Genomic DNA, 4,358 nt, shown 5'->3' on the forward strand with positions numbered 1-4,358 from the left:
GCCATCATTGCTAAAAATCAAGGGAACGCAAATTAAAGATAAGGAAAAACGAAGCAATGGCACGCGCAAAATTTGAACGTAACAAAGACCACGCTAATATTGGCACTATTGGTCATGTAGACCACGGCAAAACTACCCTAACCGCAGCGATTACGATGGCTCTAGCGGCACAAGGGAAAGCCAAGGCTCGGAATTATGCAGATATTGATGCTGCACCGGAAGAAAAACAACGGGGTATTACCATCAATACCGCTCACGTAGAGTACGAGACGGATGCTCGTCACTATGCTCACGTTGATTGCCCCGGTCACGCCGACTACGTGAAGAATATGATCACCGGAGCCGCTCAAATGGATGGTGGCATCTTAGTGGTTTCGGCGGCAGACGGTCCTATGCCCCAGACGCGGGAACATATTCTCTTGGCGCGACAAGTTGGCGTTCCTCATCTTGTAGTTTTCTTAAATAAGGAAGACCAAGTAGACGATGCAGAATTGTTGGAGTTGGTAGAATTGGAAGTTCGGGAACTTCTCAGCGAGTACCAATTTGAAGGAGATGATATCCCCATCGTGACGGGTTCTGCTTTGAAAGCGGTAGAAGCCTTAACTGAGAATCCTAAGATTGGAAAGGGAGAAAATGAATGGGTAGATAAAGTTCTCGACCTCATGGATAGTGTCGATGCAGCGATTCCGACTCCCGAACGAGAAATTGACAAGCCTTTCTTAATGGCAGTGGAAGATGTTTTCTCCATTACTGGTCGCGGAACAGTAGCAACGGGACGGATCGAACGGGGTAAGGTTAAGGTGGGGGAAACCATCGAAATTATCGGCATCCGGGACACCCGCAGCACTACTGTTACTGGGGTAGAAATGTTCCAAAAAACCTTAGATGAAGGGATGGCTGGGGATAATGTTGGCGTTCTCTTACGGGGGGTTAACAAGGAAGATATCGAACGGGGTATGGTTTTGGCGAAACCCGGTTCGATTACTCCCCACGACAAGTTTGAGAGCGAGGTTTACGTCCTGAAAAAAGATGAAGGTGGTCGTCATACCCCGTTCTTTTCTGGATATCGCCCCCAGTTTTACATTCGCACAACGGATGTAACCGGTACGATCGACCAATTTACGGCTGATGATGGCAGTACTGCTGAAATGGTCATGCCTGGCGATCGCATCAAAATGACAGTTTCTTTAATTTGTCCCGTCGCGATCGAGCAAGGAATGCGTTTTGCTATTCGCGAAGGCGGTCGCACTATTGGTTCCGGTGTCGTTTCCAAAATTCTCGCAGATACGGAGAAAAAAGGCGACAAAAAAGGCGACAAAAAAGCCAAAAAATAGATTCCCCTCTATTTAAGTGGAGCAGAGAGGCATTTACGGACAACTCGCGATTCTAAGGAAACCTCAGAATGCGTGTCCTCGCCTTTCTGCTCTTTTGCTCTCAGTTTTCCCTCAATCTCAAGCAAATAAAAATCATGGCCACAATTCAACAGCAAAAAATCCGCATTCGCCTCAAAGCCTTCGATCGCCGCTTGCTCGATACCTCCTGCGAGAAGATCGTCGATACTGCCAATCGGACGAATGCCACGGCGATAGGTCCAATTCCTTTACCGACCAAGCGCAAGATTTATTGTTTACTGCGATCGCCTCACGTCGATAAGGATTCTCGGGAACATTTTGAAACCCGAACTCATAGACGGATTATTGATATTTATCAACCTTCTTCTAAGACTATTGACGCGCTAATGAAGTTGGATTTACCCGCAGGGGTTGATATTGAAGTTAAGTTGTAATTTATACCCTATCCCCCCTTATTAAGGGGGTTAGGGGGAATTAGGGGGAATTCCCTCAATGGCGATCGCCGCATCAATGACCGATCTGACAATGGGAGCCGCCACCGTCGTCCCGAAAATATCTTTCCCTTTGGGTTCATCGAGAACAGCCAAAACGACAAGGCGAGGGTTATTGACCGGAAAAGAAGCCACAAAACTAACAATTTTAACATTTTCATAGTATCCCCCCGTAGGGCTGGCTTTTTGAGCCGTTCCCGATTTCCCAGCAACGGGATAACCAGGAATATCCATATTGGCACCGGAGAGCTTTGTCGAAGCGGCCATTTTCTCCAAAACAATGCGACTCGTCTCTTCCGAAAAGACCGTTTTCAGGGGGCGGGGGTCTGGATGGACGCTCGTTTGTCCCTCAGAATCAACCCAGGCGCGAATGAGATGGGGTCTAACTAATTTTCCCCCATTGGCGATCGCCGCGTGGAGTTGCGCTAATTTCAGAGGAGTCAAGGAAAAACCTTGCCCAAATGCCGTTGTTGCGGCTTCTACAGGAGAACCTAAAAATTTCTTTAAATCTTTCAGTTGTCCGGCACCTTCCCCAGGGAGTTCGATCCCGGCTCTTTGGTTAAGCTCCAGATTCATCAGCGCCTCGTGATATTGTCTAACATTCATGCGCTGTACCAGATCGACCATCCCCGTATTGCTCGAATGTTGGAGAACTTGGATCAAATTGAGGCGACCTCTAGCCCCGACAGTATCGTAGTCGTGGTTTTTAATTTCCCAATGTTCAATTTTGAGTTTACCGCGATCATTAAAGATGCTATTGCCCTGAATTGCCCCCAATTCCAAGGCGATCGCCACATTGATCGGTTTAAAGGTAGAACCTGGTTCGTATAAATCCGTTACCGCCCAACTTTTAAATAAACTGACATCATATTTGGAATATTTATTGGGATCGAAAGTCGGTTCGCAAACCAAAGCCAGTAACGACCCATCTCGTACATCCATAACAACGATCGTGCCTCGCTTGGCCTGATATTTGGCCAAACTCTCCTTCAGAAGCGATCGCGTCACCCTTTGCAAGCGCATATCGAGGGTCAGTTGCAGATGCTTATCATCAAAATCGATAAACCCTTCCGACATGGGATCGGGAACTAATGCCCCATTTCCGGCTCGCCGCAGTCTGAGAGTGCGAATTTTGGGTTCGAGTAAATCTTGTTGAGTGTATTCTAATCCCGCTTGTCCTTGATGGTCTAAATCGACGTATCCGACAACTTCTGAAGCGAGTTCCTGTTGGGGGTAAAGTCGAGAATACTGACGAATCAATTCCAACCCATCCAGTTTTAGGGCAGTAATTTGATTGGCCGTATCTTCGGGTAAGGCATTGGCCAGGGAAAGTCCGCTTTTTTGCTTGGCGAACTTCTCCAACAAGTCTCGGCGATCGCGATCGAGTAATCCTGCTAGTTTATCCGCCACTTCTGCCTTAGTCACCTTAAATTGACTGGGATGAGCATAAAGACTGTAAACCAAGCGATCGCTTGCCAAAACATTGCCATTGCGATCAACAATGGGTCGCCTGGGAACATAAGGACGCATATACACTTGTTGTTGTTGTTGCGCCTTATTGGCCAGCTTTTCCGCACCCACCACTTGCAACCAATACAAATTCAGCCCCAATCCTCCCATCCCGAGCAAAAGCATTCCCCAAACTAACAATAAACGAGCATTTCCCAAATTTGTCTTGACGGAACGATGAGATTTTTTGCGGGTTTTGGGCGTTTTTGAGGAATTGACGGAAGGTTTGTTTCTCGGACGCAGAGGGGTAACTTTAGAATCAGTCATGAGAGAGGCAAAAGGCAAGAGGTAATAGGCAAAGAGGGAAGGAAAAACTCCCATTCCCGATTACCTATCTTGATTAATATCCCAACGGTGTCTTCGCGAGGGCTGGTTTGGGAGAAGGGGAAGATTTGGCCGATGCTTGCACGACGGTGGGTTCAATGGGGGAAGGCTCGAGGAAAATCGTATTACTGGGACTGGGAGACTGCAAGCCACTGCTTTCGGCTTCTACACCTAAATGATTATTGATTTGGGCGCGAGCCATACTCAGTTCTTGGAGTTGTCGCTGTAAGGACTGGCGTTTTTGATAAGCACTACTCCACTCTTGTTGAATTCCTACCATTGAGGAATAAACCATTAAAACGGCGACCACTAGACAAAAGGTGACAAGGTCGGAACTGTGTTTGAGGGCGATTAAGCAGCGCAACCAAAATGGAATTTGTTGCGATCGCTCTGGAAATGGCGATCTGGGACGAGGCTGCCCAGGCACCGCCGCCAAGGGGGTTCTATTGGCTGTAGGATGACGAACGACATTACCGGCGATTTCTGGGGTATTTCCTGCCGTATAGCGGGCAGAGCGAGCAGAGCGACTTCTTCGGGTCGAGGACTGCGGTGGGCGATCGTGTGTAAAAGAGCGAGCAGAAGCAATCATCAGAAAAATTGGGTAGAAACCCCGTCCTTATAGGACGGCTTTATATTAGTTTCGCTACCGCCTTGGAGTTGTTTAATTAGGGTGCTTTTGTAT

4 protein-coding genes are annotated in these 4,358 nt (G+C 47.7%); 2 read left to right on the plus strand and 2 right to left on the minus strand.

The window, feature by feature from the left end; all coding sequences use genetic code 11:
• Positions 1 to 56: 56 nt before the first annotated feature.
• Complete coding sequence (tuf, locus tag JUI58_RS16740) at positions 57 to 1,334, plus strand: elongation factor Tu (RefSeq protein ID WP_204104944.1); 1,278 nt, start codon at positions 57 to 59, stop codon at positions 1,332 to 1,334.
• A 134-nt stretch (positions 1,335 to 1,468) separates the two neighbouring features.
• Positions 1,469 to 1,786 carry a 30S ribosomal protein S10 gene (gene rpsJ / locus JUI58_RS16745; protein ID WP_239121536.1) on the plus strand — a complete coding sequence of 106 codons (318 nt, stop codon included), beginning with the start codon at positions 1,469 to 1,471 and terminating at the stop codon, positions 1,784 to 1,786.
• A 30-nt stretch (positions 1,787 to 1,816) separates the two neighbouring features.
• Here rpsJ and JUI58_RS16750 read toward each other — a convergent pair whose 3' ends face one another.
• Together JUI58_RS16750 and JUI58_RS16755 are read right to left on the minus strand one after the other, a co-directional pair.
• Positions 1,817 to 3,673: a penicillin-binding protein 2 gene (locus JUI58_RS16750; RefSeq protein ID WP_239121535.1), complete on the minus strand. Its 1,857-nt coding sequence runs from the start codon at positions 3,671 to 3,673 to the stop codon at positions 1,817 to 1,819.
• A gap of 19 nt (positions 3,674 to 3,692) precedes the next feature.
• A complete protein-coding gene (locus JUI58_RS16755; RefSeq protein WP_204104945.1) occupies positions 3,693 to 4,265 on the minus strand; it encodes a hypothetical protein in 573 nt (190 codons plus the stop codon).
• Between the last annotated feature and the right edge of the window lie 93 nt (positions 4,266 to 4,358).

Origin of the sequence: Spirulina sp. CCY15215 (genome assembly GCF_016888125.1) — a bacterium.
In the GTDB taxonomy this organism is placed as follows: Bacteria; Cyanobacteriota; Cyanobacteriia; order Cyanobacteriales; family Spirulinaceae; genus CCY15215.